The sequence below is a fragment of the Streptomyces sp. Da 82-17 genome (assembly GCF_046098215.1).
GTDB lineage: Bacteria > Actinomycetota > Actinomycetes > Streptomycetales > Streptomycetaceae > Streptomyces.
The window spans coordinates 369,602-396,530 of sequence record NZ_JBJURH010000007.1; the positions used below are offsets into that span (position 1 = coordinate 369,602).

Sequence of the window (26,929 nt, forward strand, 5' to 3'; positions counted from 1 at the left end):
GACCCCTGACCTCCGCGCCCCGGGCCGCCGGCCCCGTACCGGCTCTCGTACGGGCGGCACGCTGGCCTTCGTCGAGAGCCCGGTCCAGCTCCTGAACGTCCTGGAGTGGGCACACGCGGACGCCCAAGGGGCCGCCGAAGCAGGAGAGTTGACGATCGTCGTCCTCTCCCCCCTGGACCCGATGTCCCGCGGCCAGCTGCGCCGCGTCGCCGAACTCGCCCGCGACGAGGGGCACTCGGTGCGCTGGGAGGAGGCCCGCGGCGGTGCGGCCGCGCCCCTGAAGACGGTCGGCGCCCTGACGTCCGACCTGCGCCGCGCCCACCGGGTCGTCATCGGCGACCCGTTCTCCCGCTACGTGCAGCTCCTCCTCACCATCACCCGCGCCCGCGACCTGGTCGTCGTCGACGACGGCACGGCCACGATGGAGTTCATCGCCCAACTCGCCCGTGGCGAACGGCTGGTGCGCTGGCACCGGCGCGGCGGCCGCCCCGGCCCCCGCGACCTGGTCTTCGCCCCGTTCTCCCGCGCGGCGGTCCGCCGCCTCACGCCGGCCAACGGCACGCGGGTGGAGGTCTTCTCGTCGATGCCGGTCGACGAGATCCCGCAGGGCGTACGCCTCACCCCCCACACCTTCGCCTGGACCCGCGCCCGCTTCGGCCCGCCCCGCCTGACGAAGGGCGCGGACCTGGTCGGCACGTCCCTGGTGGAAACGGGCGTCGTCGACCCCGACCGCTACCTGGCGGCCGTCTCCGACCTCGCCCGCACCCACAACGCCACCCGCTACTTCGCCCACCGCCGCGAAAGCGCAGAAAAACTCCATGCGTTGGCGTCCGCCACGGGCCTGGAGGTCGTCCGCCCCGACCTCCCCCTGGAACTCATCGCCCGCCGAGGCCCCATAGGCCGCACCATCCTCAGCTTCCCGTCCACAGTCGTCCACACCCTCCCGCTCGCCCTCGCGGGCACGGAGGTGGAGGTGGCGGTCTGCGACATCGACCCGTCCTGGCTCACGGACAACGCGTCCCCCCGCGCGGAGGGCTTCCTCTCGGGGGTCACGGGAACAGCCCGGGACGTGCGGCGGTTGGGGCCAACGGGAAGCGCCCCTTCCGCGGCCCACGAGCCCGGTTAGCTCACGTAGGCCGAGTAGCGGTTGTCACACCTGCTCGTGTGGATGGTCGTAACTCGCAGGCAGAGGGAAGGACTTGATGGCGGACAGGCGCTGGTCCACCTCGGACTTCCCGGAAGCGTGGATGGTCTGCAGGGTGAGGTAGACCCCGTTGAGGAGGATGCAGATCTCGTCCCAGCACTTGATCATCTTGGCGACCTTCAGGCCGATGGACGCCACAGCTGCGGCGGTGAGCACCAACCCGACGCCGGTCGGAGCTGCCGCTGCACCTGCGGCGGCCTCGACCCCCGCCATGATGGCCAGGTCGAGGATGATGGACAGGAGTGCCTTCGTCTGGTTGACGAGGCCACCCACCTGCTCAGCCACCTGCTCGTAGCAGGAGAAGAGCGTCTCGAAACTCTTCTCCGCTTCCCTGATGGTTTCGGCCAGGCCGTCGAAGTAGTCCCACGTCACGTTCGCTGCGTTGCCCTGCCATGTGTTGGTCAGCAGGTCATTTCCGTAAGAGATGTTCGTGGCGACTGCAGAGCACATCGCCGCAACCTGACGCCAGACTTCGGCGCACTCCTTGAACGTTCCCCAGTCGCCGACGAAATTCTGGGCGATCCAGTCGAACAGGTCGAAGTCGAAGGCAAGCTTGAGTCCCTCGTTCATCATGACCGAGGGGCTGGTGACATCGAGGACGGTGCTGACTGTCGCTTCCAGGACCCCAAGGGGTCCGTCCGCGTTGGCGAAGGCGTCGATTCGCGGGCCGAGGACTTTCGCCACTCTGTCCATCGGCAGAGGCATGGCTGCGTCGCGGATGGCGATCACCGCTTCGCCGGCGAACCCGAACCGGTCCTTCATCGCGGCATCCGCTTCCTTGAAGCGGTCGTAAGTCGTCTTCGGCGCGTCCGGATTCGGCGCGGTGAGTGCCTCCGATGCATCCGCGCGGTCAGTGAACGAAACCCCGTTCCCGAACGGTGACATGCCCTGTTGGATCGCGCTGACACCTGCGGTGGCCGGGGCGCCTGCACTAGACCGGTAGGTGGAATCGTGGGAGGCGGCCTCCTGCTCATCCGTCAGTCGGTAGTACGTCGCCGTTCTGAGCAACTCGTCGCTGGAAGCGGACAGGGCGGTGCTGTAGGCCTGAAGTATCCGCTCTCCGGAATCCACGTACTCGTCGTGGTCGTTGACTACCGTCTGCCAGAGCTCAGCCACCGCGGACGTCCGCAGATTGGCCTTGGAGCGCAAATGCTGACTGCCTCTCGACATGTCCTCATGTGCCCGGCGCACCATTTTGCCGTAGCCGTCGATATCGACAGGATTCACCTGGAAGTTCATGCTGATCGCCCCGTGGTCTCGTTGGTCCGCGCTTCGTGTCGCGTGCTGCGTTCTTGGCCGCTCTTCAGGTAGGTGTCAGAGTTTCCAGTTGCTACCGTCGTGCCGTGCCCGCTGGGAGGATCTTGAACTGCCGTGTGCTGCCTGTTCCTTGGCGATTTCCGCACGTTCCTCGGCCCGCTGGCGCTCCCCCTGCAAAGCCGCCTCTTCGCGTTCAGAGTCGGACATTTCTGCCCACTTTTCCTGGAACGTGCGCATGCCGTCCGCCAGCGCTTCGCTGTAGGCCCGAATTTGAACCGCGTCACGTAGGGAGATGCGCCCTGCGAGGACCTCCTGGGCCATCTCCTTGGCAGTGTCGCCGGCCACCCCTTGCGAGAGCCGCTCAAGGGATTTACGCAACAGGGCCGCGTCCTGCGGATCCCGTGCTATGTCCATGAACTCGGAGTCGTCGACCTCGAGTGAGCGCTGCTGGTCGTTCATCCGTACCCCCGTGCTTCTTGCTGTGAATCCAAGTCAGGTAAAACTATGTACAAGTTCTTGGTCGCGGCAAGGCGTCCCGGCGTAGACCCTCGGGCATTGCGCATGACGCGGATGCAGAGGAGGGATGCCTCGTGCCTCAACTTCCTGGTATGGCCAGGGTGTTGATATGGCTGGGCCTGACAGTGGCTACTGCGGCCACCGCTTGTTCGCCCTGGTGGCCCAGCGGACAGTGGCTGGTTCTGCCGGCGCTCGGCGTGTCGCTGGTGGGCCTCGGGTGCGCCCTTGTCGTACGGGTGGTGAGGCCGCGTGCGGCGATGAGCCATGGGCAGCTGCCGAGCGGTCCCCCCGCAGGGTTCCGGGCGACTGGTGAGTGGTGGCCCGAAGTGCGGGGGCGGGTGCTGTTCCGGGTGCTGGCCGCACTCGCCTTCGTCTATGGGGTGGTGTTCCTTGCCTGGGAATCAGCTCTGAACCGCGAGGGAATCATCGGCCTGCTCATCATGTATCTGGCCTTCGGGGAAGCGATCTGGCGAGGTCGCGAGAGTTTCGGCTTTCGGGGCAGTGCGGCGGACGTACTGGAGTCCGCGATGTACGAAGGTTCCGCGCGGGTGGTGCCGGTCGTCATCGGCGGACCGACCTCTGGTCGGCATCGCCCGCCCACGCCGCCGTCTCACGACCCAGCTCGCATTCGCGACCGGGTGGGTGGCAGGGTTGCGTTCTTCGCGTCCGGGCTAAGGCTCATGGCCCCGTACGGAGAGAGGATCCTCTTCGTGGATCGGCCGGTCGATGCCGAGGTGCTCGCGTCCCATCTCGCCAAGCAGCCAGGGCAGTTGTACTGGGCTGAGACCGTCGGCATGCCGCCGGACTTCAGCGCTCCGGCGGTGCTGGTTCTCCCCTCCGGGGAGTATCTCCGAGGCTGGACCATTCCTGTGGGTGATCCCCGGCGGGTTGAAGGCTATGCGTTCAAGGCCGTCGACTGGGCCGGTCAACCGGAGGTAAGGCCGTTGGGCGAGAGCATCCTGCGTCGGCAGAGCATCTGGCTGCCGGGGGTGTGGTGTCATGCGGCTGCCGCACTTCCGGTGCTTGCCGCGCTGTTGTCACCGTTCGTGGCCGTTCGCCAGGAGGCGGTCACGGTGGGGCTCGTCCTCGCGCCCTTCTGGGTACTGAGTGGCCTCTTCCTGAACCGACAGCTGAGGACGCGACGCTTGCGACGACTCGACGACCGGGCGAGTGCACCCTCGACCTGACTTCTGGCTGTTCGACGACGCGCTGCGCCGGGGCTGACAACGCGGTACGGCAGGCCCCCTCCGCCCGACGCGGACATCCGGGCGCGACGCCAGGCCTGCGGGTGCAGAGGCCAGGATCCCGATCTGATCGCCGCCGACCGGCAGTGCGACGAACAGCACATGGGGAGTGGCGGCTGCAGCGGACCGGCCCGAGGGCTGAAGGTCACGTCCCAGTCTCGCTGATCTGCCAGGCCACCATCCCCGACGCGCCCCGCTTGCCCTCGACGTCGACGGCGAGCCTGGTCGGGGCCTTTGTGATGCGTACGTGGGTCGCCGTGCCGTCGCAGTCCAAGTGCCGTGCCACCGGATCGGGTTCGGTGCGGACGGTGAGCTCCACGCTGCCGTTCCCGGCGCAGGAGACGCCGAGCCGGTAGGACTTGCCGCGGGTGAGAAGCGATTCCACGTGCACCCCGTCACGGACCGTTTCCAGGCCGGACTCCACGAACTCCGGATCGTCGACGGTCACCGTGTCCAGAGCAGCCTCCGCCCGCTGCCCGAGCTTCCCGTCCGGGCCGCCCGCAGGCTCGCTCGAAGTCGTCGGGGCGGGCCGCCCCGTGGACGGCTCGGGGTTCGCCGCGTCCTCGGAGCACCCTGCCAGCACGAGCGCACACAAGGCCCCGACGCCCAGCGCCATGCCTGCCCTCGCGGACCCGCGTCGACGCGTCACGAGTTCGTCTCCCAGTAGCGCCAGCCGGTCTCCGACGCGGGCAAGGTGGCCCGTCCCTTCCTCAACAGCCTCTTCCCGCAACGATGGAGTCCCCCTCTGTCATTGCGCCCGCTGGTCAGGCGGGCTTCGGGTAAACCTACGCGTGGGCAGAGAGTTGGAGCCCGACGATGGGCTGCGACCCGGAACGAACCAAGGTTCATACCCCCCACACCTCCCACCCATACACACAATGCCCAAGATTCTTACGTCAATCTGGCTGAACTTTTGTTGATCGCGGGTTAGTTGAGCCTCGCACCGGCCTACCCTTCGCAGGGTGAACCAACTGATGTCCCGCGAGGCCGAAGTCGCCGACGTACCCGAGTTGCTGCCCGGTACCCTCTCCGACGCGCTTCGGGGTGAACTCGTCGCGTTCCGGCGTGACTTGCACATGCACCCCGAGCTGGGGAACCAGGAGTTCCGTACGACCGCGGCCATCAAGGCGCGGCTCGAGCAGGCCGGGCTCGCGCCGCGGGTGCTGGACACCGGGACCGGGCTCGTGTGCGACATCGGGGAGCCGCACGGGCAGCAGCGGCCCCTGCTCGCGCTCCGCGCCGACATCGACGCCCTGCCGATTCCGGACACCAAGGCGAGCGTCCCGTACCGCTCCACCGTGCCCGACCGTGCGCACGCCTGCGGGCACGACGTGCACACGACCGTCGTCCTCGGGGCCGGGCTCGTCCTCGCCGAGCTGCACGAGCAGGGCCGGCTCCCGCAGCCCGTGCGGCTGATCTTCCAGCCCGCCGAGGAAGTGCTGCCGGGCGGGGCGCCGGACGCCATCGAGTCCGGGGTGCTCGACGGGGTCGGGCGGATCATCGGCGTGCACTGCGACCCGCGGGTCGACGCCGGCCGGATCGGGCTGCGGCACGGGCCCATCACCTCGGCCTGCGACCGCCTCGAGGTCTCCCTCGACGGGCCCGGCGGGCACACCGCGCGGCCGCACCTCACCACCGACCTCGTCACCGCCGCCGCCAAGGTCGTCACGGACCTGCCCGCGCTCGTCGCTCGCCGTGTCGACGCCCGCTCCGGGCTCGCCGTGACCTGGGGCCGGATCGAGTCGGGCCACATCTGCAACGTCGTACCGCAGCACGCCGAGCTCTCCGGCACCGTCCGCTGCCTCGACCTCGACGCCTGGCGGGCCGCGCCGGACCTCGTGCACGGCGTGATCCAGGAGATCGCCGACCTGCACCGCGCCAAGTCCGAGATCAACTACATCCGCGGCGTCCCGCCCGTCGTCAACGACCCGGCGGTCTCCGACCTGTTGCGGGACGCGATGATCGCCCGCTGCGGCCCGAAGAGCGTCGAGGACACCGAGCAGAGCCTCGGCGGCGAGGACTTCTCCTGGTACCTGGAGCACGTGCCGGGCGCCATGGCCCGACTCGGCGTCCGGGTCCCCGGCGAGCGCACCGTCCGCGACCTCCACCAGGGTGACTTCGACGCCGACGAGCACGCCATCACCGTGGGCGTCGAACTCTTCACCGCGGCGGCCCTCCTCGACGCGGCCGACCCCCGGCCGTAAGCCGGCCCGTGGGCCGGGTCCGAGCCGCCCGAACCGCGCCCTTGAGGCGGCACGGTTCGGTAACGGCGCGGACAATGGGAGCGACCGTTGCTTCTACGCGCGTTACGGTGCCGCCACATCGGCGCCCGCAGCGGCGCGTCGGGGATGAAGGGGTGCTTCCAATGCGTCGAATGCCTCGTATCACTCACACTCGTATGGCTCGCAGATGTTCGCGTACCGCCGTGGCCGTCGCCGCGCTCGCGCTCGTCGTCACCGGCTGCGGTGAGACCAGCTCGGGCGGGTCCGGCGAGAAGGGCGAGAAGGGCATGGCCATCGCCTTCGACATCGGCGGCCAGGGCGACCAGTCGTTCAACGACGCGGCGTACGCGGGCCTGGAGAAGGCACGCGCCGAGTTCGGCTACAAGGGCACGGCCGTCGAGCCCAAGGACGGCGAGTCGGACGCCGACAAGGTGCAACGCCTCAAGCAGCTCGCCAAGCAGGGCTACGACCCGGTCGTCGGCATCGGCTTCATCTACGCCAACGCCACCAAGGAGGCCGCGGAGGCCTACCCCGACACCACCTTCGGCATCGTCGACGACTCCACGGTCAAGGCGGACAACGTCGCCCCGCTGGTCTTCAACGAGGAGCAGGGCTCGTACCTCGCGGGTGTCGCCGCGGCCAAGGCGAGCAAGTCGAAGACCGTCGGCTTCGTCGGCGGTGTGGACGTCCCGCTGATCCACAAGTTCGAGGCGGGCTTCGCGCAGGGCGTCAAGGACACCGACCCGAAGGTCAAGGTCGTCACGCAGTACCTGACGGAGACCGCGGAGGAGGGCGGCTTCTCCAGCCCGGACAAGGGCAAGGCCGCGGCCGAGGCGCAGATCGAGAAGGGCGCCGACGTCATCTACCAGGCCGCCGGACTCTCCGGTCAGGGCGTCGTCGAGGCCGCCGCGAAGGCCAAGAAGTGGGCCATCGGCGTCGACTCGGACCAGTACAAGCAGAAGGCGCTCGCCTCCTACAAGGACTACATCCTGACGTCCGCGACCAAGGACGTCGGCGGCGCCGTGTACGCGCTGGCCAAGTCCGTCGAGGACGGCAAGCCGCTCAGCGGTGAGCAGCGGTTCTCACTGAAGGAGGGCGGCGTCGGAGTCACCGACTCCAACCCGAAGTTCGGGGAGATCCCGGGCCTGAAGGACGCCGTCGAGAAGGCCAAGAAGGACATCGTCGACGGCAAGGTGAAGGTCGCGACCACCCCGTAGGACGCGACGGACCGCACGAACGGGCGGGCATCCGGGAGGACTCCGGGTGCCCGCCCGTTTGCGTACAGCAAGCCCGAAGCGGTCCGGGAGGGGCCCGGAAGGGCCCTTCGACACAGGCAGATAACGGGTTTGCCGGAAGGTCTTCTTTCACAGGTCTACGCGCGTTAATCTGCGGCGAAGTCAGCGTCGAGTCCCTCCGTGTCGGCGCTTGTACGAAGGAGTACTTCACATGCGCCGGGTTTCCCGAATAGCGGTCGCAGGCGTGGCGTCCGCCGCTCTCGCCCTCTCCGTCTCCGCCTGCGGTGGCACGTCGAGCGACGCGTCCGGCAGCGGCGAGTCCAAGGGCGTCGGCATCGCGTACGACGTCGGCGGCAAGGGCGACCAGTCCTTCAACGACGCCGCGACGGCGGGCATGGAGCAGGCGAAGAAGGAGTTCAAGTACAAGGGCACGGCCGTCGAGCCCAAGGACGGCGAGTCCGACGCGGACAAGACGCAGCGCCTGGTCTCCCTCGCCAAGCAGGGCTACAACCCGGTGATCGGCGTCGGTTACGCCTACGCGCCGGCCGTCAAGGAGGCCTCGGAGAAGTTCCCGAAGGTCACCTTCGGCATCGTCGACGACGCCACCATCAAGGCGAAGAACGTCGCGTCCCTGGTCTTCAGCGAGCAGGAGGCCTCGTACCTCGCGGGCGTCGCCGCGGCCAAGGCGAGCAAGTCGAAGACCGTCGGCTTCGTCGGCGGTGTGGACGTCCCGCTGATCCACAAGTTCGAGGCGGGCTTCGTCCAGGGCGTCAAGGACACCGACCCGAAGATCAAGGTCGAGCGCCAGTACCTCACGGAGACCGCCGACGAGGGCGGCTTCACCAGCCCCGACAAGGGCAAGGCCGCCGCCGAGGCGCAGATCGAGAAGGGCGCCGACGTCGTGTACCACGCGGCGGGCCTCTCCGGTCAGGGCGTGATCGAGGCCGCCGCGAAGGCCAAGAAGTGGGCCATCGGAGTGGACTCGGACCAGTACGAGCAGAAGCCCCTCGCGGCGTACAAGGAGTACATCCTGACGTCCGCGACCAAGGACGTCGCCAAGGCCGTGTTCAACCTCGCCAAGTCGGTGCAGGATGGCAAGCCGACCACCGGCGTCGTGCGCGGTGACCTGAAGTCGGGTGAAGTGGCACTGTCCGACTCCAACCCGAAGTACGCGAAGGACACCGCGATCCAGGAAGCCGTGAAGAAGGCCGAGGAGGGCATCGTCAACGGCGACATCAAGGTCAAGGACAAGCCGTAACCACAGGGCGCGGATACGGGGCGGGGCGCAGGGAGGACGATTCCTCCCGGCGCCCCGTCGGCCGACCGTCCGACACCAAGTAGGGGCGCTACGCGTGTAGATGGCCCCCTTTCCCAGGAGAGTGCGCCATCGCCACGTCCAGCAGCCCGCCGCAGGCGGGAACGGCCAACGCCGTCGAACTCACCGGAATCACCAAGCGCTTCCCCGGTGTCGTCGCCAACCACGACATCCACCTCGCGGTCCGCAAGGGCACCGTGCACGCCCTGTGCGGGGAGAACGGCGCCGGCAAGTCCACCCTGATGAAGATCCTCTACGGCATGCAGAAGCCGGACGAGGGCACCATCGCCGTCGACGGGAAGCAGGTCACGTTCGCCTCGCCCGGCGACGCCATCGACCGCGGCATCGGCATGGTGCACCAGCACTTCATGCTCGCCGACAACCTGACCGTCCTGGAGAACGTCGTCCTCGGCAGCGAGAAGCTGCACGGCATCGGCGCCAAGGCCCGCGCCAAGATCGTCGAACTCTCCGACCGGTACGGCCTCGACGTACGCCCCGACGCCCTCGTCGAGACCCTCGGCGTCGCCGCCCGGCAGCGCGTGGAGATCCTCAAGGTCCTCTACCGCGGCGCCACCACCCTGATCCTCGACGAGCCCACCGCGGTGCTCGTCCCGCAGGAGGTCGACGCGCTCTTCGACAACCTGCGCGAGCTCAAGGCCGAGGGCCTCTCCGTCATCTTCATCTCGCACAAGCTCGGCGAGGTCCTCTCCGTCGCCGACGAGATCACCGTGATCCGGCGCGGCACCACCGTCGGCACCGTCGTCCCGGCCGAGACCACCACCAAGCAGCTCGCCGAGCTGATGGTCGGCAGCGAACTGCCCACGCCCGAGACCGCCGAGTCCACCGTCACCGACCGCCCGGTCATCGAGGTCAAGAACCTCAAGCTGCTCGGCGAGGGCGGCCGTGCGCTGCTCGACGACATCTCGTTCACCATCCACGAGGGCGAGGTCCTGGGCCTCGCGGGCGTCGAGGGCAACGGCCAGACCGAGCTCGTCGACGCGCTCATCGGCCTCAAGCACGCCGACTCCGGCACGCTCCGCCTGGCCGCCGTCGAGCTGCAGGCCGAGGGCGCCGAGGCCGGACGGAAGACCGCGGGCGAGACCGAGGAGATCACCTCCTGGCCCACCCGCAAGCGCCGCGAGCAGGGCATCGGCTACATCCCCGAGGACCGGCACCGGCACGGACTGCTCCTGGAGTCCCCGCTCTGGGAGAACCGCATCCTCGGCCACGTCACCGAGAAGCCCAACAGCAAGGGCGTCTGGCTCGACCTCAAGTCGGCCCAGGACGACACCCGCCGCATCGTCGAGGAGTACGACGTACGCACTCCCGGCATCGACGTCACCGCGGCCTCGCTGTCCGGCGGCAACCAGCAGAAGCTGATCGTCGGCCGCGAGATGAGCCACAAGCCGCGCTTCCTGATCGCCGCCCACCCGACCCGCGGTGTGGACGTCGGCGCGCAGGCGCAGATCTGGGACCAGATCCGGGAGGCCCGCCGCGAGGGCCTCGCCGTCCTGCTGATCTCCGCCGACCTGGACGAGCTGATCGGCCTCTCCGACACGCTGCGGGTGATCTACCGCGGCCGGCTCGTCGCGGACGCCGACCCGGCCACCATCACGCCGGAGCAACTGGGCTCGGCGATGACGGGTGCCGCCTCCGGCCACCTGGAGCAGGACACCGACCAGCCGGCCCACACCGAAGACGCCGCCCCGGAGGACGAGGCCCGATGAAGAAGTTCGACAGGGAGCGGCTGCTCCTCGGCCTGGCGGGACCGGTGATCGCACTGGTCGTCGCCGTGCTCCTGACCTCGGTGGTGCTGCTCGCCTCGGGCAAGAACCCGTTCGAGCCGTACGCGATCATGCTGGAGCAGGCGGGCTTCGCCGACATCCAGGTGCTGATCCTCAACGCCGCCGCCGGTTACTACATCGCGGCGCTCGCAGTCGCCATCGGCTTCCGCATGAACCTGTTCAACATCGGCGTCGAGGGCCAGTACCGCCTCGCCGCCATGGTGACCGCCGTCGTCGGCGCCAAGGTCGCGCTGCCGGGCGCCCTGCAGCTGCCGCTGCTGGTCCTGGTGGCCGCGCTGACCGGCGCGTTCTGGGCGGGCATCGCGGGTCTCCTCAAGGTCACCCGCGGGGTCAGCGAGGTCGTCGCGACGATCATGCTGAACTCCATCGCGACCGCCGTCATCGGCTACTTCACGCTGCCCTCGGTCTTCGGCGTCCAGCAGGGCAACAACAAGACCACCGGCGAGATGCACGAGTCCGGCTGGTTCCCCAACCTCGACCTCGGCGCGGCCGGCGAGCTGTACGGCTTCGTCTTCGTCGCCGTCGCCCTCGGCGTCGCGTACTGGGTGGTCCTCAACCGCACCCGCTTCGGCTTCGACCTGCGGGCCACCGGCGCCTCCGAGTCCGCCGCCGCGGCCTCCGGTGTCAACGCCAAGCGGATGGTCCTCACCGCGATGCTGCTCTCCGGCGCGGTCGCGGGCCTCGCGGGCATGCCGACGCTGCTCAACGACACGCACACGTACAGCCTGTCGTTCCCGACGTCGCTCGGCTTCACCGCGATCGGCATCGCGCTGCTCGGCCGCGGCGGGCCTGTCGGCATCGCCTTCGCCTCGCTGCTGTGGGCCTTCCTCGACAAGGCCTCGGCGGAGCTGGACTACCGCGGCTACGACACCGAGATCGCCGTCATCATGCAGGGCCTGATCGTCATCGCGGTCGTCGTCAGCTACGAGGCCGTGGGCCGCTGGGGCCTGCGCCGCCAGCAGCAGCGCGTCGGCGAGGAGATCGCCGCGGGCCATGTCATCGGCGCGGAAGGCAACTCCGGCACCTCCGGGGACGACAACGACAAGGAGGTGGCGGCCCGATGAGCACGGCACCCGCCCTCGACAAGCGGCCCGCCGCCGCATCCGCACCCGGCCGCCGCCGCGTCTCGCTGCCGGTGCTCCTGCTGATCATCGCGGGCGTACTGGCCCTCACCTCCGTCGTCCGCCTCGTCACCGGCGCCGACGGCATCACCAACGTCAGCCAGATGTCCACCGCCCTCAAGCTGGCCGTGCCGATCGGCATGGCCGGACTGGGCGGACTGTGGGCCGAGCGCTCCGGCGTCATCAACATCGGCCTCGAAGGCATGCTGATCCTCGGCACCTGGTTCGGCGCCTGGGCCGGCTACCAGTGGGGCCCGTGGGTCGGCGTCCTCGCCGGCGTCCTCGGCGGCGCGATCGGCGGCCTGCTGCACGCGATCGTCACGGTCACGTTCAACGTCAACCACATCGTCTCCGGTGTGGCCATCAACATCCTCGCCCTGGGCGCCACCCGGTACGTCTCCGCGTTCGCCTTCGAGGGCGTCCCGCAGGGCACGTCCAAGCAGTCGCCGCCCGTGGAGTCCCTCGGCCAGTTCTCCGTGCCGGGCCTCTCCGACGGCCTGCAGACCCTGAACGACAAGGGCTGGTTCCTGATCTCCGACATCGCGGGCCTGCTCGGCGGACTCGTCACCGACATGTCGCCGCTCACGCTCGTCGCCCTCGCCCTGGTCCCGGCCAGCTGGTGGGTGCTGTGGCGCACCTCGTTCGGTCTGCGCCTGCGCTCCTGCGGCGAGAACCCGACGGCGGCGGAGTCCCTCGGCGTCAACGTCTACAAGTACAAGTACCTCGCGGTGATCATCTCCGGCGGCCTCGCGGGTCTCGGCGGCGCGTTCCTCTCCATCGTCGCCAACCCCTTCTACCTGGAGGGCCAGACCGGCGGCCGCGGCTACATCGGCCTCGCCGCGATGATCTTCGGCAACTGGATGCCGGGCGGACTCGCCCTCGGCGCCGGCCTGTTCGGCTACACCGACAGCCTCAAGCTCCGCGGCGGCACCGAGAACGTCCACGCCCTGCTGCTCCTGCTCGCGATCCTCGTCCTGATCGGCGCGATCTGGCTGGTGCTGCGCAAGAAGTACGTCGGCGCGGTCATCTCCGTCGCCGTCTCCGCCCTGGTGTTTGCTTGGTACGCCACCACGACGGAGGTCCCGACCCAGGTCGTCACCGCCACGCCGTACGTGGTGACCCTCCTCGTCCTCTCCCTGTCCGCGCAGCGCCTGCGGATGCCGAGGGCGAACGGCAAGCCGTACCGAAGGGGACAGGGCAAGTGACACAGGCCGCCGTCGACGTCGACTGGGACGCCCTGCGCGTCGCCGCCCGGGACGCCATGTCCCGTGCGTACGCCCCGTATTCGGGCTACCCGGTCGGCGCGGCGGCCCTGGTCGACGACGGCCGCGTCGTCAGCGGCTGCAACGTGGAGAACGCCTCGTACGGGCTCGGTCTGTGCGCGGAGTGTGGCCTGGTGTCGGCGCTCCAGCTGTCCGGCGGCGGCCGGCTCACGCACTTCACGTGTGTGGACGGGGCGGGTGCCGTGCTCGTGCCGTGCGGCCGCTGTCGGCAGTTGCTGTACGAATTCGGGGGGCCCGGGCTGCTGTTGGAGACGCCGGAAGGTGTCCTTCCCCTGGTGGAGATGCTCCCCCAGCCCTTCGGCCCGTCCCACCTGACTTGATCCCCTCCCCGCCCCCTCCCGGCCGTGTCCGATATGCGGCCGGCGCCGCGGGCCGCGCCGCTGTTCGTTCGGCTGCGGCTTTCGTCGTGGCTGGTCGCGCAGTTCCCCGCGCCCCTGAAAAACCAGCCTCTGGGGGAGCTGAATTCAGCCCCTCCGGCGTTTGAGGAGCGGGGGTCCGGGGGCGGAGCCCCCGGGGTGCCGCAACCACCAACCACCCGCACCTGGAAGGTGACCACATGGACGTCATCAGCGTCATCCGCGCGAAGCGCGACAAGCAGGCCCTCACCGACGACCAGATCGACTGGGTCATCGACGCCTACACCCGCGGAGCCGTCGCGGACGAGCAGATGTCCGCCCTCGCGATGGCGATCCTCCTCAACGGCATGACCCGCCCCGAGATCGCCCGCTGGACCGCAGCGATGATCAACTCCGGTGAGCGGATGGACTTCTCGAGCCTCAGCCGCCCCACCGCGGACAAGCACTCCACCGGCGGCGTCGGCGACAAGATCACGCTCCCGCTCGCCCCGCTCGTCGCGGCCTGCGGCGCCGCCGTACCGCAGCTCAGCGGCCGCGGCCTCGGCCACACCGGCGGCACCCTCGACAAGCTGGAGTCCATCCCCGGCTGGCGCGCGCTGCTGTCCAACGAGGAGATGCTGCACGTCCTGGACACCACGGGCGCGGTGATCTGCGCGGCGGGCGACGGCCTGGCTCCCGCCGACAAGAAGCTGTACGCGCTGCGCGACGTCACCGGCACCGTCGAGGCCATCCCGCTGATCGCCTCCTCGATCATGAGCAAGAAGATCGCCGAGGGCACGGGCTCGCTCGTCCTCGACGTGAAGGTCGGCTCCGGCGCGTTCATGAAGACCGAGGCGGACGCGCGTGAACTCGCCGAAACCATGGTGGGGTTGGGCACCGACCACGGCGTCCGCACCGTCGCCCTGCTCACCGACATGGCGACCCCGCTCGGCCTGACCGCGGGCAACGCCCTCGAAGTGCGGGAATCCGTCGAGGTGTTGGCGGGCGGCGGCCCCGCCGACGTGGTCGAGCTGACCCTCGCCCTGGCCCGCGAGATGCTCGACGCGGCCGGCCTGAAGGACGCCGACCCGGCGAAGGCACTCGCCGACGGCTCGGCCATGGACGTGTGGCGCCGCATGATCGCCGCGCAGGGCGGCGACCCGGACGCGGATCTGCCGATCGCGCGCGAGCAGCAGATCGTCGCGGCCCCGACGGACGGCGTCCTCACCCGCCTCGACGCGTACGACGTGGGCGTCGCGGCCTGGCGGCTCGGCGCCGGACGCGCCCGCAAGGAGGACCCGGTGCAGGCCGCCGCGGGCGTCGAGCTGCACGCCAAGCCCGGCGACACGGTGAAGGCCGGGCAGCCCCTGCTCACCCTCCACACGGACACCCCGGAGCGCTTCGAGTACGCCCTGGAGTCCCTGGACTCGGCCTACGACATCGCCCCGGCGGGCACGGCATTCACGCCGAGCCCGATCGTCATCGACCGCATCGCCTGAGCCGCGGCCGGGGGCCGCCGAGCTGCTCGCCGTGGCCGGAGGCCCCGCCGTGGCCGTGTGTGCGTAGCGTGAAGAGGGCGCACGCTGCGATGAGTTCCGGGGGGTGGGGCGGTCTCCTCTGTGTGAAGGCAACCGAACCGCTCGTCGTCGGTCTCGGCGCCCGGGTCGCCCGGCACGAGGTCCCGCAGCTGTGCGAGCAGATGACCGCAGGGCTCAGGGCCACCGGCGCGACCGAGGTGGTCTGCGACGCCGGCGCCCTCGACGTACCGGACATGGCCGCGGTCGAAGCGCTCGCGCGGCTGCGGCTCGCCGCGCGCAGAGCCGGGGCCGGGATGCGCATCCGGGATCCCGACCCGCGGCTCACCGGGCTACTCGCCCTGGTCGGCCTTGGCGAGCTGTTCGGGGAAGCCGAAGAGGGGGAACCACCGCTTGGTGTCCAGGAAGCAGTGGAACCCACTGATCCGGCCGCCTGACGTCTCGATGATCTGCAGCGCCCACGGCACCATGACGTCGGAGCCCTCCGGGTCCGGCTTGTAGTGCGCGAAGGCGGGCGTGCCGTTGGCGACCGTGGGCAGCAGCTTGGAGCCGCGGCAGCCCGCACCCTGGTTGACCAGGAACGCCAGGATGTCGTCGTGCCCCTTCAGCCACAGGTCGAACGGCGGCATCGTCATGATCGCGTCGTCGTGCAGGACGGCGGCCAGGGCCTTCATGTCGTACCCCTGGAACGCGTCCATGTAGCGCCGCAGGAGGTCCTGCTGGTCCTTGTCCAGCTCGTCCGCCGGGTCGGTCTCCTGGGCCGGGGACTCGGCGAGGGTGGCGCGGGCGCGCTGCAGGGCGCTGTTCACCGAGGCGACCGAGGTGTTCAGGAGCTCGGCGACCTCACTGGCCTTCCAGGCGAGGACCTCGCGCAGGATCAGCACGGCCCGCTGCTTGGCGGGCAGCTTCTGCAGCGCGGCGACGAACGCGAGCCGCACCGACTCGCGGGCCACGGCCGTCTCCGCCGGGTCCGCGGTGGAGGGCAGGATCTGGCTGTCCGGGACCGGCTCCAGCCAGGTCGCCTCGGGGTGCGGGTTGAGCTGGGCCGTGGCCTGGCGGCCGCGCTCCGTGAGGTCCATCGGGAGGGCGCGCTTCTTGCCGGCGTTCAGCATGTCCAGGCACACGTTCGTCGCGATGCGGTAGAGCCAGGAGCGCAGCGAGGAGCGGCCCTCGAACTTGTCGTACGCCCGCCAGGCGCGGACCAGGGTCTCCTGCACGGCGTCCTCGGCCTCGAAGCCGGAGCCGAGCATGCGGTAGCAGTAACCCGTCAGCTCCGTGCGGTACTTCTGCATGCCGGCGTCGAGCTCACTCTGCGTCGTTGCCAGATCACTCATGGGGTCCACCTCAACTGCCGCTCGTACGGCGTGCCTCGACCAGTACTTCGGAAGCTACAGGACGGCACTGACAATCGCGCGAGAGCGGGGAAAACCAGCCGCGGAGCGGCAGTTGAGGGGTACGGCGGGCGCCGCGGGGGCACGGTCCTGAGGCGTCAGCGGTGGGCCGCGGCGGCCACCAGGACCCGGCGCTCGACGCGCGCCGCGTGCGAGCCGTACAGCGTCACCGACACCACGCCGAGCACCGCGAGCAGGCCGAGCAGCACCGTGCCGGGCCAGCCCGCCGAGTGGAAGGCGAAGGCGCCGAGGGTGCCGCCGACGCTGGAGCCCAGGTAGTACATCGACTGGTACAGGGCGGAGGCCTGCGCGCGGCCCTCGGTCGCCGTGCGGCTCACCGAGGAGGACGCCACGGCGTGCCCCGCGAAGAAGCCGGCGGTGATCAGGACCAGGCCGAGCAGGACCGCGGCCAGCGAGTCGGCGAGCGACAGCAGCAGCCCGACGGCGGTCGTGCCGACGGCCAGGTACAGCGCGCCGCGCCGCCCGAGCCGCCCGACGAGCTTGCCCGCGGCGGCCGAGGAGACCGTGCCGACCAGGTAGACCAGGAAGATCGAGCCGACCACGCCCTGCGGCAGCGAGAACGGGGCGTCCACGAGCCGGTAGCCGATCACCGTGTACACGGCGCCGAACACCGTCATGAACAGCGCGCCGATCACGTACAGGCGCAGCAGCAGCGGGTTGGCGAGGTGGCCGCGGACGGTGCGGGCCAGGACCCGCGGGCGCAGCGAACCGGCCCTGAAATGGCGGGGCCGCGGCAGCAGCAGCCGGAAGACGACCGCGCACACCAGGGCCATCAGGCCCACCGCGGCGAGCGCCGCGCGCCAGTCCCAGGCCTGCGCGACCCAACCGGTCACGACGCGGCCGCTCATGCCACCGATGGAGTTGCCCGCGACGAACAGGCCGATCGCGGCGACCAGCGCCTTCGGACGTACCTCCTCCGCCAGGTACGCCATCGCCGACGCGGGCAGACCGGCGAGCGCGGCGCCCTGCACGGCGCGCAGCGCGATCAGCCAGCCGAGGTCGGGCGCGAACGGCACGAGCAGTCCGACGACGACGGCGACGGTCAGGGACCAGGTCATCATCGTGCGCCGCCCGAACCGCTCCGAGAGCGCGCTCAGCGGCAGGACGAACAGGGCGAGGGCGCCGGTCGCCGCGGAGACCGTCCAGCTCGCCGTGTCGGCGGCGACGGCGAAGTCCGCGGAGATCGCGGGGAGCAGGGCCTGCGTCGAGTACAGCAGGGCGAAGGTGGCGAGGCCCGCGGCGAAGAGGGCGAAGCTCATCCGGCGGTAGCCGGGGCCGCCGGGGGCGAGACGCGTGTCGGTCTCGGCCGGGGCGGGAGCGGGGGAGGAGGAAGGGGATGCGGAGGTGAGGGCGCCCGCGGGTGGAGCGGACGCCTTGCTACTGGCAGGTGGCATACGTCGAACGTAGGCACGCACGGCTGATGCGTCCAATGCACGAACAGGCCAGAATCGTTCCCATGGTGCATGAGAGCAGCTCACGGCGGCGGCTGTCGCAGAACAGTTACCCAGAAGACATCGGCAGGTCCGTGGAGCCCGCCGCCGACTCCTGGCCGGCGGTGCTCGCGCCGCGCCTCGCGTACTTCGCCGCGGTCGCCCGCACCGAGCACGTCACGCGCGCCGCGCAGGAGCTCCAGGTCCCGCAGTCCACGCTGTCGCGGGCGCTCGTACGGCTCGAACAGGACCTGGGCGTCGACCTGTTCGCCCGGCACGGCCGTACGCTCTCGCTCACGCCCGCGGGCCGTACGTTCCTCGGCTCGGTGGAGCGGGCGCTCGGCGAGGTGGAGCGGGCGGCGGAGACGGTACGCGCGGACGCGGACCCGGAGGCGGGGAAGGTCGCCTTCGGCTTTCTGCACACGATGGGCTCGGAGACGGTGCCCGCGCTGATCCGGGAGTTCCGGGTCGACCACCCCCGGGTGCGGTTCTCCCTCGTCCAGAACTACGGCGAGTGGATGCTGGAACGGATGCGGGCGGGCGAGCTCGACCTGTGCCTCACCTCGCCCGTGCCGGCCGCGCCCGACCTGGTCGCGCGGCGCCTCGACGAGCAGCGGCTGCGGCTCGTCGTACCCGAGGACCACCGGCTCGCCTCCCGCAAGCGGGTCCGGCTCGCGGAGGCCGCCGAGGAGGCCTTCGTGACCCTCGAACCGCCCTTCGGGCTGCGCCGGATCACGGACGACCTGTGCGCGCAGGCGGGGTTCAGGCCGCGGGTCGCGTTCGAGGGGGAGGAGGCGGAGACGCTGCGCGGGCTGGTGGCGGCGGGCCTCGGCGTCGCCCTCCTGCCCCCGCCGGCGTTCGCCCGCCCGGGCGTGGTGGAACTGACGGTCACGGCGCCGCGGGCGGTACGGGAGATCGGCGTGGCCTGGCTCGCCGACCGCCCGGCGCCTCCGCCGGTGGCGGCGTTCCGCCAGTTCTTGCTGGGGCGCCGGGGACGATTGCTGCCGTAGGCCCCTGCGGGGCGGCTCTTCCCCTACCCGCCCCTTCCCGAAAGTCCTCAGCGGACAGCTCCGGGGCTGCTGCCCCGGCCCCCGCTTCGGGGCTTCGCCCCGTACCCCAGTCCGTCTTTTGTCTGCGGCTGTGCTGTGGCTGGTCGCGCAGTTCCCCGCGCCCCTGAAAATCAGCCCCTCCGGCGTTTGAGGAGCGGGGGTCCGGGGGCTGGCCCCCGTGGCTGTCCGCAGGACTTTGGGGAAGGGGCGGGGAGGGGGATAGAGAGGCCCGCGCCCCCTACCCCCGCAGCGACCGCCCGAAGCCGGAGGCGAGAGGCATCCGCAACCCCAGCGGCGGTGGAGCCGCGAGCGCGTCGGCGACCGGCCGGGAGAAGTCGCGGCCGAAAAGGCACCCGAGGACGAAGTCCGTCGCGAGCGCCGCCACCTCCGCCCGGTGCTGATGCAGCCCGTGCCCGTCCGAGTGCACCTCGAACCTGCACGTGTCCCGGTTCGCCTTCTTCACCCGCTCCGCGTACCGGAACGACAGCTCGGGATCGGTGCGCTCGTCGTTCGTGCCGTGCACGATCAGCACCCGCCGCCCGCCCAGCTGCTTCACCGGTTCGGGCGCCACCGCCACGTCGTCCTCCGGCAGCCAAGGGGCAAGCGCCAGCACCGAGTTGACGGCCGGGTGCCCCGCGGCGTGCAGCGCGGCCCGCCCGCCCATGTCGATCCCGGCGAGGCACACGGGCACGTCCCCGTACCGCCGTACGACCTCCTCCACCGCCCAGCCGGCGTCGCGGGCCGGGAGGGCGTCCGTGCCGTTCCAGCCGCGCCGGCCGTAGTGCACGACATGGCCGACGAGGCCCTCCCCGCGCCCGGCCCGCACCAGGTGCCGTCCGAGCGTCCGCGCCGTGTTCACGGCCAGCGGCGAGGGGCGGCGCGTGGACACCTCGGCGCCGCCCGGCAGCAGCAGGACGACCCCGCTGACGGCGGAGCTCTCCGTACCGATGAGTCGGCCAAGTCGCGTGCCGGGCAAGGGCATTGCTTGCTGTGCCATGGCAGAACACTCTCAGAAGCACAGGTGTACGGAAGCCCAAGTGCCGGTCACTGTTGCGTATCGACACCGGCCACGGTTCCGTATCGAAGAGCGGGACGACCGCAGACATCTACGCGCGTAGGCGTTACAGTGCGGAAATGACGAGCCAGACCACTCCCGCACCGGCCCCGGAGCAGATCCGGCGGGCCCCGAAGGTGCTGCTGCACGACCATCTCGACGGCGGCCTGCGCCCCGGCACGATCATCGATCTCGCCCGCGAAGTCGGGTACGAGGCCCTCCCCGAGACCGAGGCCGACAAGCTCGGCATCTGGTTCCGCGAGGCCGCCGACTCCGGTTCGCTGCCGCGCTACCTGGAGACGTTCGCCCACACCTGCGCCGTCATGCAGACCAAGGGCGCCCTGTTCCGGGTCGCCGCCGAGTGCGCCGAGGACCTGGCCGAGGACGGCGTGGTCTACGCGGAGATCCGGTACGCGCCGGAGCAGCACCTGGAGAAGGGCCTCACCCTCGAAGAGGTCGTCGAGGCGGTCAACGCCGGCTTCCGTGAGGGCGAGCGGCGCGCGAAGGCGAACGGCCACCGCATCCGCGTCGGCGCCCTGCTCACCGCGATGCGGCACGCGGCCCGCGCCCTGGAGATCGCCGAACTCGCCAACCGCTACCGGGACTCGGGCGTCGTCGGCTTCGACATCGCGGGCGCCGAGGCGGGCTTCCCGCCCACCCGCCACCTGGACGCGTTCGAGTACCTCAAGCGCGAGAACAACCACTTCACGATCCACGCGGGCGAGGCCTTCGGGCTCCCCTCCATCTGGCAGGCCCTGCAGTGGTGCGGCGCGGACCGCCTCGGCCACGGCGTCCGCATCATCGACGACATCCAGATCGCCGACGACGGCACGGTCAAGCTGGGCCGCCTCGCCTCGTACGTCCGGGACAAGCGCATCCCGCTGGAGATGTGCCCGACGTCCAACCTGCAGACGGGCGCGGCCACCTCGTACGCCGAGCACCCCATCGGGCTGCTGCGCCGGCTGCACTTCCGGGCGACGGTCAACACCGACAACCGTCTGATGTCCGGCACGAGCATGAGCCGCGAGTTCGAGCACCTGGTCGACGCCTTCGGCTACACGCTCGACGACATGCAGTGGTTCACAGTCAATGCGATGAAATCAGCGTTCATTCCTTTCGATGAACGACTGGCCATGATCAATGACGTGATCAAGCCGGGCTATGCCGAGCTGAAATCCGAGTGGCTGTTCCAGCAGACCGCTTCCACCAGGGGTTCTGTGGCTCCGGCGGACTCGGAGGCGTAAATCGAAAAAGGCCGGGACATTTGTTCCCGGCCTTTTTTCGAGGCGTTTTGGTGTTTGCGGGCTCCTGCGGGCCGTGGATAGCTTGCGAGACCGCTCCATCCCCGTCACGAGGACGTATTCACCATGAAGCACTCTGCCGCCAAGTCCCTCGGTGTCGCCGCGCTCGGTGCCGCTTTCGCCGCTGCCGGTGCAGGCAGCGCGGCGGCCGTGGCCCCCGCTGTGGGCGACGCCGCCGCGACCGTCGGCAACGTGGCCTCCGCCCTTCCGGTCGAGGAGGTCGGCAAGGCCCTGCCCGCCGGCGCCGGCCAGCACCTGGGCACCGGCCAGAAGGCCCTCGCGGGCGGTCTGTCCACGGTCCAGTCCGCGGACGCCGTGACCAACGGCGACGGCGGCGACCCGGTCAAGGGCCTCATCGGCGGCCTGCCGGTCGGCAAGGGCCTGCCCATCGGCTGACCCATCCGTCCGCGGCCGCCTGCCCCGGCCGCGGACCACGAGCAGCGGCGGGGTGCGCCCCCTTGCAGGCGCGCACCCCGCCGCTGTCATGCGTACGTACGGGCAACTCGTCGGCGGACGGACCCCGGGGCGTACGGCTACCAGGCGGGGGTGGCCTTCTTCTCGCCGGGCAGCAGCAGCCACAGCGCGAGATAGATCAGGAACTGCGGGCCGGGCAGCAGGCACGAGACCACGAAGATCACGCGCATCGTCGTCGCGGAGGTGCCGAAGCGCTGGGCCAGCGCTGCGCACACTCCGCCGATCATCCGTCCGTTCCTGGGGCGAACAAGGGCGGTCATGGTGGCTCCTTCGCGAACGTGGATTCGTTGTGTACGCCCTCCACGCTACGGTCGCGAACCCGCCCAAAGCATCGGACTACGGGGCGATCCCGACCCTGGGAATCGTCGGGGTCGACCCCTGAGACCCCTCATCCCTGGGTCGGGCACGCAGCAGCCGCAGCGGCCGCCGGCGCAGCCGCGCGCGTACGGCGGGCACGACGGCCAGATGCGCCAGGGCCACGCCGAGGGTGTTGAGCAGCAGCGAGTCGACGTCGACGACCTGCCCCGGCACCCCGGTCTGCAGCAGCTCGATGCCGAGGGAGAGCAGCGCGCCCACGGCGACGGTACGGGCCAGGGACACCAGCGGCGAGGCGTGCAGCCGCCCGCCGACCAGCGGGAGCAGCACCCCGAGCGGGGCCAGGAGCAGCAGCTTCTCGCCGATCCGGTGGGCCGCCTCCACGGGCGAGAGCGCCAGGTCGGCTCTGATGCCGGCCATCGGCTGCAGATTCGGAGCGCTCACCCAGGGCACGTCCAGCGGACGCAGCGTCACCCAGGCGACGAAGAGGAGATGCGCGAGGAGTAGGAGGACTCCCACCACGCGGAAACGGACCGCGGCATCGATGCTGCCGCCCTTGCCTTGACGCTGCACGCATCCCAAGACGCACGCCGTTGCGCCATCGGTTCCAGTGCCCCGTCAGGGGCGCGAGGAACTGCGCGAGCAACCCACGAAAAGCCGCAGACGCGTCTGCTCATGCACCCCGCAGATGCGTCTGCGGCTTTCGTCGTGGCTGAGCGCGCAGTTCCCCGCGCCCCCAGGCACTAGGGGCTGGGCTCGACCGTTTCCGCCGGGGCGGGCGCCGTTCCGGGGCGGGCCCGGAGCTCCTCCGTGCACTCGTACCGCCGCAGCGGCGACGCCTCGTCGGGCCCGCCGAGCAGCACCGTGCCGTCCCGCTCCGCGGCCACGCTCTCGGCGAAGGTGCACACGATCTGCGCCAGTTCGTACGGGGACCAGCGCTCGGGCGGTGTGCTCAGGCGCAGGGCCGTCGCCGGGTCGGAGCCGCGCGGGCCCGTGACCTTCGGGTCGCCCTTGACGTCGGAGGTGAACCCGGCCTGCTCCTCGGCCTCGGTGGGCGGTTCGCGGAGCTCGGAGAGCAGGGCCTGGGCGACCCGTACCCGGTCCTCGGCGGCGGCGGCCGTGAGGTTCACGGCGCGGTCGACGCGTACCAGCTGCGAGCCGCAGACCAGGAAGATCTCCTCCGGGACCGTGCCGCTGTGCGAGTGGGTGGTCGTGACCTCGGCGGCGGTGCTCACGCAGGGCACCCGTGAGGGGGCCGGGCCGAAGTCGGTCGGGACCTCGGTGGCGCGGATGCCGCAGCCGGTGACGGCGGCGGCGAGCACGGCGGCGACGGCGCCGAGCGCGGGCCACGACCGGGTCCGCAGCCGCGTCCGCCGGGGTGCGGCGCCGGTGCCCTGGTCCCGTACCGGAGTGCGCGTACGTGCCGTCATCCGTCCGCCTTCTTCGCCTGCGGCTGTGTGCCTCCGCCGTTCTTGTCACCCTCGCCCTTGTCGCCGCCGTCCTGCGGCAGCCGGAGGGTGAACACCGCGCCGCCGTCGGGGGAGTTGGCGGCGGTGATCTCGCCGCCGTGGATGTGGGCGTTCTCCAGGGCGATGGAGAGGCCGAGGCCGCTGCCCTCGGAGCGCGGGCGGGACGCGCTGGCCTTGTAGAACCGGTCGAAGACGTGCGGCAGCACCTCTTCGGGGATGCCGGGCCCCTGGTCGCGTACGGAGATCACCAGCTCGGGCCCGTCCGCGCCGGTCTCCTCGCGTACGGAGACGCGGACCGGGGAGCCGCCGTGCTTGAGGGCGTTGCCGATCAGGTTGGCGAGGATCACGTCGAGGCGGCGCGGGTCGAGGCGGGCCATGATGCCGCGCTCGGCGTCGAGTTCGACGGCGTCGAGCCAGGCGCGGGCGTCGATGCAGGCGGTGATCTGGTCGGCGATGTCCACGTCGTCGAGGACGAGGCGGGCGGTGCCGGCGTCGAAGCGGGTGACCTCCATGAGGTTCTCGACGAGGTCATTGAGCCGCCGGGTCTCGCTGACCACCAGGCGCACGGCCGGGGCGATCATCGGGTCGAGGCTCTCCTCCTCCTCTTCGAGGACCTCGGTGACGGCGGTGATCGCGGTGAGCGGGGTGCGCAGCTCGTGCGACATGTCGGCGACGAAGCGGCGGCTGGACTCCTCGCGGGCGCTCATGTCCGCGACCTTCTTCTCCAGGGACGCGGCCGCGGAGTTGAACGTCCGGGACAGCTCGGCGAGTTCGTCGGTGCCGGAGACCCTGAGGCGGGTGTCGAGCTTGCCCTCGCCGAGCCGGCGGGCGGCGACGCCCAGCCGGTGCACGGGCTTGAGCACGGTCGTGGCGGCGGCCTGCGCGAGCAGCGCGGCGCCGATCAGGGCGAGCCCGGTGGCGATGCCGAGCGACCAGGCGAGCGAGTTGAGGTCCTTCGCCTCCGGCTCCAGGGACTTGAGCATGTACCCGGTGGCGCCGTCGCCCATCACCCGCGTACCGCCCACGAGATACGGCGTGCCGCCCTCGACCCGGCGCTGCCAGAACAGGTGGTACGACTCGTCCCCGGACTTGTCCTCGGCCGGGTTCTCGACGGCCTTGCGGAGCGAGTCCGGCACGTCGTCGAGGGTGAACGCGTCCAGTTCGGAGGTGCCGACGACGGTCCTGCCGTCGGGGTTCTCGCCGATCAGGACGACGCTGTAGCCCTGGCTGCCGTGCGCCATGTTCCGTGCGGCGCGGTCGAGTTCGTCCTTCGTGGGCCGCCGCGGCAGCGAGGCGACGCGGTCCTGCATGGCCTCCTTGAAGTCGCCGAGCGCCGCGTCCTGCGTACGCGTGAGGACGGCCTCGCGGTTCAGCCAGTACGCGATGCCGGAGGCGGAGACGGCCGCGGTGAGGGCGACCAGGCCGAACACGACGACGAGCCGAAGCCGCAGGCTGGTCAGGCGGAGGCCGGAGAACAGGGCCCTGTTCCAGGTCCGGCGGGGGCGGTCCTGCGCGTCTGTCACTGAGGCGTGTCCAAGCGGTAGCCGACGCCGCGGACCGTGCGGATCAGGGTCGGGGACGACGGCACGTCCTCGACCTTGGCGCGCAGCCGCTGCACACACGCGTCCACCAGGCGGGAGTCGCCCAGGTAGTCGTGCTCCCACACCAGGCGGAGCAGCTGCTGGCGGGAGAGGGCCTGGCCGGGCCTGCGGCTGAGTTCGAGCAGGAGCCGCAGCTCGGTCGGCGTGAGCTGCAGGTCCTCGCCGTCCTTGGTGACCGTCATCGCGGAGCGGTCGATGACGAGGGAGCCGAAGGCCGCCGCGTCGTTGGCCTCGCGCTCGCCGCGGCGCAGGACGGCCCGGATGCGGGCGTCGAGCACCCGGCCCTGCACGGGCTTCACCACGTAGTCGTCGGCGCCGGACTCCAGGCCGACCACCACGTCGATGTCGTCGCTGCGCGCGGTGAGCAGGATGATCGGCAACTGGTCCGTGCGCCGGATGCGGCGGCACACCTCGAACCCGTCGATGCCGGGCAGCATCACGTCGAGAACGATCAGATCCGGGCGCTGTTCGCGCAGCAGCTTCAGACCGTCCTCGCCCGTGGCGGCGGTGGACACACGATGCCCCTGGCGCGTCAGCGACAGCTCCAGGGCCGTGCGGATGGCGTCGTCGTCTTCGATCAGCAACAGGGAAGGCACGTCGGTCATTCTGTCGCATGGGCGGTCCTCTTTCGACAGGCGGAGCGCTCCTGGCCGTTCACCTGCGGCTTCACCGCCGCCGCGACCGCCGATCCCCGTGACCGACAGGCCCTGTGACAGGCCTGTGACAGTCGACGGACACCGCGATGAAAGTCGAGGGGCAGGCTGTGGGTCACACGGAACGCACCGGCCGAGGACCTCGGACGGTGCGCCTGGACCACACTCCACGACGGGGAGGCGCGAGATGAACAATCTGCACGGCACCAGCTCGAGCGCAGTTGTCACGCGTCTGCACGACCTGACCGTGCGGAGTGCGGACCGGCACGAGAAGTCCGGTGCCCACGCGGGGCGGGGGTGTTCCCGAGGCGCCGGGCGACAGCACACCGGTTACATGACGGTGGTCGACTCCCACCCCAAGGGCGGGGTCGGCGACGGGGGATCGTACGGGGAGGGCTCGGGGGAGCGGTCCCTGTCGGAGGCGGAGTTCACCGCCTACGTGCAGGAGCGCCGCGCCTCCCTGTACGCCACCGCCTACCACCTGACCGGCGACCGGTTCGAGGCCGAGGACCTGCTGCAGAGCGCGCTGTTCTCGACGTACCGCGCCTGGGACCGGATCAGCGACAAGGCCGCGGTCGGGGGCTACCTCCGCCGCACCATGACCAATCTGCACATCAGCGCGTGGCGCCGCCGCAAGCTGAACGAGTACCCGACCGAGGAGCTGCCGGAGACGGTGGGCGACACGGACGCGATGCGCGGCACGGAGCTGCGCGCGGTTCTCTGGCAGGCCCTGGCCCGCCTCCCCGAACTGCAGCGGACGATGCTCGTGCTCCGCTACTACGAGGGCCGTACGGACCCCGAGATCGCGGACATCCTCGACATCAGTGTCGGCACGGTGAAGTCGAGCATCTGGCGGTCGCTGCGCCGGCTGCGCGAGGACGAGGTCCTCAGCTTCGGCCGTGACCAGGAGGAGTCCTTCGGCGAACTGGTGGCCTAGCAGCCGCCGTACGACGAAGGCACGGGGGCCGTCGCATCGGGGGACGCGACGGACAGGCCCAGGGGGGCCACGGGGGAACAGCGGGGGAACACGGGGGAATCAGGGAAACGGGGGCCCACGGGGGAAGTACGGGGGTACGGGGAACGGGGATCCCGCCACGGG

Annotated in this window: 26 protein-coding genes; 15 read left to right on the forward strand and 11 right to left on the reverse strand. The window is 70.7% G+C overall.

The genetic code is table 11. The features are described 5' to 3' along the window. The first annotated feature begins 61 nt into the window (after positions 1-61). A complete protein-coding gene (locus tag ACIDOF_RS15400) occupies positions 62-1,126 on the forward strand; it encodes a hypothetical protein (protein ID WP_409006441.1) in 1,065 nt (354 codons plus the stop codon). A 24-nt stretch (positions 1,127-1,150) separates the two neighbouring features. On the opposite strand, the gene ACIDOF_RS15405 is transcribed toward ACIDOF_RS15400, so the two are convergent. Both ACIDOF_RS15405 and ACIDOF_RS15410 read right to left on the reverse strand, forming a co-directional pair. Then, positions 1,151-2,443 carry a hypothetical protein gene (locus ACIDOF_RS15405; RefSeq protein WP_409006398.1) on the reverse strand — a complete coding sequence of 431 codons (1,293 nt, stop codon included), beginning with the start codon at positions 2,441-2,443 and terminating at the stop codon, positions 1,151-1,153. A gap of 75 nt (positions 2,444-2,518) precedes the next feature. Beyond that, positions 2,519-2,920 (reverse strand): hypothetical protein, encoded by a 402-nt coding sequence (locus ACIDOF_RS15410; protein ID WP_409006399.1) that lies wholly within the window; start codon positions 2,918-2,920, stop codon positions 2,519-2,521. A 149-nt stretch (positions 2,921-3,069) separates the two neighbouring features. Between ACIDOF_RS15410 and ACIDOF_RS15415 the strand changes: the two genes are divergently transcribed. Beyond that, positions 3,070-4,164 carry a hypothetical protein gene (locus ACIDOF_RS15415; protein ID WP_409006400.1) on the forward strand — a complete coding sequence of 365 codons (1,095 nt, stop codon included), beginning with the start codon at positions 3,070-3,072 and terminating at the stop codon, positions 4,162-4,164. Positions 4,165-4,366: 202 nt separating this feature from the next. On the opposite strand, the gene ACIDOF_RS15420 is transcribed toward ACIDOF_RS15415, so the two are convergent. Beyond that, positions 4,367-4,804, reverse strand: a complete 438-nt coding sequence (locus tag ACIDOF_RS15420) for a hypothetical protein (RefSeq protein WP_409006401.1) — start codon at positions 4,802-4,804, stop codon at positions 4,367-4,369. A 391-nt stretch (positions 4,805-5,195) separates the two neighbouring features. Here ACIDOF_RS15420 and ACIDOF_RS15425 point away from each other — a divergent pair, with 391 nt between their 5' ends. The 9 genes from ACIDOF_RS15425 to ACIDOF_RS15465 all read left to right on the forward strand — a co-directional run bounded on the left by ACIDOF_RS15425 (position 5,196) and on the right by ACIDOF_RS15465 (position 15,509). After that, positions 5,196-6,425, forward strand: a complete 1,230-nt coding sequence (locus ACIDOF_RS15425) for an amidohydrolase (RefSeq protein ID WP_409006442.1) — start codon at positions 5,196-5,198, stop codon at positions 6,423-6,425. A 194-nt stretch (positions 6,426-6,619) separates the two neighbouring features. Next, positions 6,620-7,660, forward strand: a complete 1,041-nt coding sequence (locus tag ACIDOF_RS15430; protein WP_409006402.1) for a BMP family protein — start codon at positions 6,620-6,622, stop codon at positions 7,658-7,660. 229 nt (positions 7,661-7,889) lie between these two features. Next, positions 7,890-8,936 (forward strand): BMP family protein, encoded by a 1,047-nt coding sequence (locus ACIDOF_RS15435; protein WP_409006403.1) that lies wholly within the window; start codon positions 7,890-7,892, stop codon positions 8,934-8,936. Positions 8,937-9,064: 128 nt separating this feature from the next. After that, on the forward strand, positions 9,065-10,720 hold the full coding sequence (locus tag ACIDOF_RS15440) for an ABC transporter ATP-binding protein (RefSeq protein ID WP_409006443.1): 1,656 nt from the start codon (positions 9,065-9,067) through the stop codon (positions 10,718-10,720). Then, a complete protein-coding gene (locus tag ACIDOF_RS15445) occupies positions 10,717-11,862 on the forward strand; it encodes an ABC transporter permease (RefSeq protein ID WP_409006404.1) in 1,146 nt (381 codons plus the stop codon). Before ACIDOF_RS15440 ends, ACIDOF_RS15445 begins: the two co-directional genes overlap by 4 nt. Further along, on the forward strand, positions 11,859-13,124 hold the full coding sequence (locus ACIDOF_RS15450; protein WP_409006405.1) for an ABC transporter permease: 1,266 nt from the start codon (positions 11,859-11,861) through the stop codon (positions 13,122-13,124). The genes ACIDOF_RS15445 and ACIDOF_RS15450 overlap by 4 nt, the downstream gene beginning before the upstream one ends. Beyond that, positions 13,121-13,522 (forward strand): cytidine deaminase, encoded by a 402-nt coding sequence (locus ACIDOF_RS15455; protein WP_409006406.1) that lies wholly within the window; start codon positions 13,121-13,123, stop codon positions 13,520-13,522. Before ACIDOF_RS15450 ends, ACIDOF_RS15455 begins: the two co-directional genes overlap by 4 nt. Before the next feature lie 236 nt (positions 13,523-13,758). Continuing rightward, positions 13,759-15,036 carry a thymidine phosphorylase gene (locus ACIDOF_RS15460; RefSeq protein WP_409006407.1) on the forward strand — a complete coding sequence of 426 codons (1,278 nt, stop codon included), beginning with the start codon at positions 13,759-13,761 and terminating at the stop codon, positions 15,034-15,036. Between the two features lie 200 nt (positions 15,037-15,236). Beyond that, positions 15,237-15,509, forward strand: coding sequence for an STAS domain-containing protein (locus ACIDOF_RS15465; protein WP_409006444.1), 273 nt, complete (start codon positions 15,237-15,239; stop codon positions 15,507-15,509). Here the strand turns inward: ACIDOF_RS15465 and ACIDOF_RS15470 are convergent. Further along, the gene (locus ACIDOF_RS15470) at positions 15,405-16,406 is read right to left on the reverse strand and encodes a sigma-70 family RNA polymerase sigma factor (RefSeq protein WP_409006408.1); all 1,002 of its coding nucleotides are present in this window, start codon (positions 16,404-16,406) and stop codon (positions 15,405-15,407) included. The two genes, ACIDOF_RS15465 and ACIDOF_RS15470, sit on opposite strands and share 105 nt — an antisense overlap. Before the next feature lie 155 nt (positions 16,407-16,561). Further along, complete coding sequence (locus ACIDOF_RS15475) at positions 16,562-17,878, reverse strand: MFS transporter (protein WP_409006409.1); 1,317 nt, start codon at positions 17,876-17,878, stop codon at positions 16,562-16,564. A gap of 62 nt (positions 17,879-17,940) precedes the next feature. Here ACIDOF_RS15475 and ACIDOF_RS15480 point away from each other — a divergent pair, with 62 nt between their 5' ends. After that, positions 17,941-18,924: a LysR family transcriptional regulator gene (locus tag ACIDOF_RS15480; RefSeq protein ID WP_409006410.1), complete on the forward strand. Its 984-nt coding sequence runs from the start codon at positions 17,941-17,943 to the stop codon at positions 18,922-18,924. A gap of 277 nt (positions 18,925-19,201) precedes the next feature. Here ACIDOF_RS15480 and ACIDOF_RS15485 read toward each other — a convergent pair whose 3' ends face one another. Next, positions 19,202-19,960, reverse strand: a complete 759-nt coding sequence (locus ACIDOF_RS15485) for an alpha/beta hydrolase (protein ID WP_409006411.1) — start codon at positions 19,958-19,960, stop codon at positions 19,202-19,204. A gap of 137 nt (positions 19,961-20,097) precedes the next feature. On the opposite strand from ACIDOF_RS15485, the gene ACIDOF_RS15490 reads away from it, so the two are divergent. Together ACIDOF_RS15490 and ACIDOF_RS15495 are read left to right on the forward strand one after the other, a co-directional pair. Next, positions 20,098-21,261, forward strand: a complete 1,164-nt coding sequence (locus tag ACIDOF_RS15490; RefSeq protein WP_409006412.1) for an adenosine deaminase — start codon at positions 20,098-20,100, stop codon at positions 21,259-21,261. A gap of 123 nt (positions 21,262-21,384) precedes the next feature. Continuing rightward, the gene (locus ACIDOF_RS15495; RefSeq protein ID WP_409006413.1) at positions 21,385-21,714 is read left to right on the forward strand and encodes an ATP-binding protein; all 330 of its coding nucleotides are present in this window, start codon (positions 21,385-21,387) and stop codon (positions 21,712-21,714) included. A 137-nt stretch (positions 21,715-21,851) separates the two neighbouring features. Here the strand turns inward: ACIDOF_RS15495 and ACIDOF_RS15500 are convergent, their stop codons facing one another. The 5 genes from ACIDOF_RS15500 to afsQ1 form a co-directional block, all read right to left on the reverse strand. Further along, positions 21,852-22,052: a PspC domain-containing protein gene (locus ACIDOF_RS15500; protein ID WP_409006414.1), complete on the reverse strand. Its 201-nt coding sequence runs from the start codon at positions 22,050-22,052 to the stop codon at positions 21,852-21,854. 76 nt (positions 22,053-22,128) lie between these two features. Then, entirely contained in the window at positions 22,129-22,680 is a 552-nt protein-coding gene (locus tag ACIDOF_RS15505) for a VanZ family protein (RefSeq protein WP_409006415.1), read from the reverse strand. Positions 22,681-22,850: 170 nt separating this feature from the next. Next, entirely contained in the window at positions 22,851-23,537 is a 687-nt protein-coding gene (locus tag ACIDOF_RS15510; RefSeq protein WP_409006416.1) for a hypothetical protein, read from the reverse strand. Continuing rightward, positions 23,534-25,099, reverse strand: coding sequence for an ATP-binding protein (locus tag ACIDOF_RS15515; protein ID WP_409006417.1), 1,566 nt, complete (start codon positions 25,097-25,099; stop codon positions 23,534-23,536). The genes ACIDOF_RS15510 and ACIDOF_RS15515 overlap by 4 nt, the downstream gene beginning before the upstream one ends. Next, positions 25,096-25,773 carry a two-component system response regulator AfsQ1 gene (gene afsQ1, locus ACIDOF_RS15520; RefSeq protein WP_282510855.1) on the reverse strand — a complete coding sequence of 226 codons (678 nt, stop codon included), beginning with the start codon at positions 25,771-25,773 and terminating at the stop codon, positions 25,096-25,098. Before afsQ1 ends, ACIDOF_RS15515 begins: the two co-directional genes overlap by 4 nt. Before the next feature lie 244 nt (positions 25,774-26,017). Between afsQ1 and ACIDOF_RS15525 the strand changes: the two genes are divergently transcribed. Continuing rightward, on the forward strand, positions 26,018-26,767 hold the full coding sequence (locus ACIDOF_RS15525; RefSeq protein WP_409006418.1) for a SigE family RNA polymerase sigma factor: 750 nt from the start codon (positions 26,018-26,020) through the stop codon (positions 26,765-26,767). Positions 26,768-26,929: the final 162 nt, after the last annotated feature.

Bases quoted from the DNA above. Each gene is read 5' to 3' on its own strand.
- ACIDOF_RS15405 (WP_409006398.1), bottom strand. From the start codon at position 2,443: ATGAACTTCCAGGTGAATCCTGTCGATATCGACGGCTACGGCAAAATG.
- ACIDOF_RS15410 (WP_409006399.1), bottom strand. From the start codon at position 2,920: ATGAACGACCAGCAGCGCTCACTCGAGGTCGACGACTCCGAGTTCATG.
- ACIDOF_RS15415 (WP_409006400.1), top strand. From the start codon at position 3,070: ATGGCCAGGGTGTTGATATGGCTGGGCCTGACAGTGGCTACTGCGGCC.
- ACIDOF_RS15425 (WP_409006442.1), top strand. From the start codon at position 5,196: ATGTCCCGCGAGGCCGAAGTCGCCGACGTACCCGAGTTGCTGCCCGGT.
- ACIDOF_RS15430 (WP_409006402.1), top strand. From the start codon at position 6,620: ATGGCTCGCAGATGTTCGCGTACCGCCGTGGCCGTCGCCGCGCTCGCG.
- ACIDOF_RS15435 (WP_409006403.1), top strand. From the start codon at position 7,890: ATGCGCCGGGTTTCCCGAATAGCGGTCGCAGGCGTGGCGTCCGCCGCT.
- ACIDOF_RS15445 (WP_409006404.1), top strand. From the start codon at position 10,717: ATGAAGAAGTTCGACAGGGAGCGGCTGCTCCTCGGCCTGGCGGGACCG.
- ACIDOF_RS15450 (WP_409006405.1), top strand. From the start codon at position 11,859: ATGAGCACGGCACCCGCCCTCGACAAGCGGCCCGCCGCCGCATCCGCA.
- ACIDOF_RS15460 (WP_409006407.1), top strand. From the start codon at position 13,759: ATGGACGTCATCAGCGTCATCCGCGCGAAGCGCGACAAGCAGGCCCTC.
- ACIDOF_RS15465 (WP_409006444.1), top strand. From the start codon at position 15,237: ATGACCGCAGGGCTCAGGGCCACCGGCGCGACCGAGGTGGTCTGCGAC.
- ACIDOF_RS15470 (WP_409006408.1), bottom strand. From the start codon at position 16,406: ATGAGTGATCTGGCAACGACGCAGAGTGAGCTCGACGCCGGCATGCAG.
- ACIDOF_RS15475 (WP_409006409.1), bottom strand. From the start codon at position 17,878: ATGCCACCTGCCAGTAGCAAGGCGTCCGCTCCACCCGCGGGCGCCCTC.
- ACIDOF_RS15480 (WP_409006410.1), top strand. From the start codon at position 17,941: ATGGTGCATGAGAGCAGCTCACGGCGGCGGCTGTCGCAGAACAGTTAC.
- ACIDOF_RS15485 (WP_409006411.1), bottom strand. From the start codon at position 19,960: ATGGCACAGCAAGCAATGCCCTTGCCCGGCACGCGACTTGGCCGACTC.
- ACIDOF_RS15490 (WP_409006412.1), top strand. From the start codon at position 20,098: ATGACGAGCCAGACCACTCCCGCACCGGCCCCGGAGCAGATCCGGCGG.
- ACIDOF_RS15495 (WP_409006413.1), top strand. From the start codon at position 21,385: ATGAAGCACTCTGCCGCCAAGTCCCTCGGTGTCGCCGCGCTCGGTGCC.
- ACIDOF_RS15500 (WP_409006414.1), bottom strand. From the start codon at position 22,052: ATGACCGCCCTTGTTCGCCCCAGGAACGGACGGATGATCGGCGGAGTG.
- ACIDOF_RS15510 (WP_409006416.1), bottom strand. From the start codon at position 23,537: ATGACGGCACGTACGCGCACTCCGGTACGGGACCAGGGCACCGGCGCC.
- ACIDOF_RS15525 (WP_409006418.1), top strand. From the start codon at position 26,018: ATGAACAATCTGCACGGCACCAGCTCGAGCGCAGTTGTCACGCGTCTG.